General features: G+C 25.2%; 3 protein-coding genes. All 3 read right to left on the bottom strand.

The features are described from left to right. On the bottom strand, positions 1–901 hold a 901-nt coding region (gene pilM, locus VK998_RS04880), incomplete at its 3' end, for a pilus assembly protein PilM (protein ID WP_325226154.1). Beyond that, positions 898–1,428, bottom strand: coding sequence for a PulJ/GspJ family protein (locus tag VK998_RS04875; protein ID WP_325226151.1), 531 nt, complete (start codon positions 1,426–1,428; stop codon positions 898–900). The genes VK998_RS04875 and pilM, both read right to left, overlap by 4 nt. After that, on the bottom strand, positions 1,421–1,931 hold a 511-nt coding region (locus tag VK998_RS04870; protein WP_325226148.1), incomplete at its 5' end, for a prepilin-type N-terminal cleavage/methylation domain-containing protein. The genes VK998_RS04870 and VK998_RS04875, both read right to left, overlap by 8 nt.

The following is a 1,931-nucleotide window of genomic DNA, read 5'->3' as shown; positions in this document are numbered from 1 at the left end:
AAATCATATGGATTTGATTACCAGTCTCTCTAGATAAAAAATATCTGAATACAATCTCTATTCTTTCATTCAATGAGTTGAGTGAGTCTTTAATAATATTAAAAACAGAAGTATATTCTTGACTTTCAACATCTTGATTTATACTATCAAACTTCCCTTTAACTTCTTTAAGCTCATCTTCGTCATATTCAAAAAAATTCAAAATACTCTGTTCTATATATTTCCCGCCTATTTCAATTACCCTACTAACATATACTGTTCCATTTCTTATTATAGAGATGGTGGTATTATCGTATCCAATATCTATAGTAGCAAAAGTTATATCTTCTGTTGGGTAATCTACATTAATAAAATTGCTAAATTTTATAAGTTTAGCTATAGAGTTAGGTTGATAATCTAATACTAAAGGGTTTAAATCTAAATTCTTTAGCAATTGTAGATGATTTTCTACTATAGCCTTTGGTATTCCAATTAATAATATACTTAACTTTTCTACATCATTTTCATAAATTAAATCTATTATGCTATATTGAACAATATAATTTTCTGGGTTCATAGGTATATAATCTGAAATTTGATAACTTAATATATTTGCAATTTCTTCAGGTTTCACTTTAGGTATTGTAACTTCCCTAGTTATTATCTTGGAGCTATTAATTGTTAGATAAGTATCTTTAATTTTTATTTTATTCTTTTTTAACTCTTCATCTATTACATAGTGAACTAACTCCTTGTCCACTATTTCTCCATCATTGTATGCTTCTTTAGGTGTAGGGATAGTAAAGTAATTATCTATAATAATTCCTTTTTTCGTTTCTCTTCCTACAACTCCCTTTATCTGGTAAGATCCTATATCTAAGGATAAGACCTTTTTTTTAGGTAAAAGAGATTTCAAATTCAATTATCATCATCTCCTTTTATGTTAATATATTCGATTATAGAGCCTTCTGAATCATTGCCTTTAATGTTAAGCAACTCTATAGTAGATTTAATATTAAATTTCTCATCATCCGCTATATATATTCCATTAATATTTATGGTAATAAGATTGTCTTCTAATTGAAAATATGATTCTGCCTCATTGATTATTATATCAGCTCCAGTTAGAATTTTTGATTCAGATTTAAACTTATGTACCTTTATTGCATTATCTTTTATATAAATATAATTTTTGTCAGTATCAAAATCATTATCATGCTTATCTTTATATAAATAAACCTGGTCTGCAAATCTTAACTCATCCTCTATTGCCATTATAATCCTATTTAAATTCGTCTCTTTATTATAAGTAATATTACTTCTATGAAAAGTTGAATAGTTAAAATTCAAAAATATAAACATAAAAGAAACAATAATCCCCAAAATAGTCACTGTCAATATTAATTCTACTAAAGTCAATCCTCTATTATCAAGTAATTTTCTATTCATTTTCATCTTCCTCAATAAAAACATAGTTTGAAAGTTGAACTTTTCTATTCCCATTCTCATAGAAAAAATTAATTTTAATTTTAAGGATATTTGAAAAAATATTATTAGAATTTTCAATTCCCTTAATGTCTACAATTTGTTCTTCTATCAAGCAATGAATCTTTTTATTTAGATGTTTTTCAAAATTATTATCGTTATCAAATATTATATAATCATCTCGGTATCCTCTATCTTCCAAAACTTCTTTAACTATGGCTTTCAATTTTTCATCATCTTCTATTAAAACCTTAGTAGATTTTAAATGTATCTCATCTAAAATACTTTTTACTTCTCTAACAACTTTAACTTTTTTGCCGGAAAAATTAATATTTATATTGGTACTACTAAACAAACTCAAAAAAGAAACTATTATGATTCCTAATATGGCTAAAGATATCAATGCTTCTAATAAGGTAAACCCTTTATTGTTGATTTTTACCACCTTCTTATCTATTTTGACCAAT

Origin of the sequence: Schnuerera sp. (genome assembly GCF_035459645.1) — a bacterium.
Taxonomy (GTDB): Bacteria; Bacillota; Clostridia; order Tissierellales; family Tepidimicrobiaceae; genus Schnuerera.
This window is presented reverse-complemented; position numbering and strand designations above follow the sequence as displayed.

What these genes read in the sequence shown, in the direction of transcription:
- VK998_RS04875 (WP_325226151.1), bottom strand. Translation starts at nt 1,428, where the DNA reads ATGAATAGAAAATTACTTGATAATAGAGGATTGACTTTAGTAGAATTA.